General features: G+C 59.6%; 1 pseudogene. It reads left to right on the top strand.

The annotated features are described in order from the left end of the window. Positions 1-111: pseudogene (locus V3W39_RS33905) on the top strand (hypothetical protein); the annotation flags it as partial. Positions 112-277 lie beyond the last annotated feature (166 nt).

The following is a 277-nucleotide window of genomic DNA, read 5'->3' as shown; positions in this document are numbered from 1 at the left end:
ACTCCTCGACGTAATGGCTGCCAGGCTCTGCCGTGGATGGCGGCGTTGTTGCCCAAGGGGTTGCTGGAGACGGTCCTGAAAAAACGCTTTGGCCTAAGCGGAACCTTGTAATAACAGCACCGCTAACGTGTGGCGAGGGAGCTTGCTCCCTTTGGGCTGCGCAGCAGCCCCAAAACCATCCACCCACGTTCTCCTGAAAGAATGCGCTGACCTTTTCAGGGGCGCTTCACACCCCAGCGGGAGCAAGCTCCCTCGCCACAAGGTTTGCGACTCCTCG

This window comes from Pseudomonas sp. Z18(2022) (genome assembly GCF_036346535.1).
GTDB lineage: Bacteria > Pseudomonadota > Gammaproteobacteria > Pseudomonadales > Pseudomonadaceae > Aquipseudomonas > Aquipseudomonas yamanorum_A.
The sequence above is the reverse complement of the archived record's forward strand: the minus strand, read 5'-3'. Positions and strand labels throughout refer to the sequence as shown.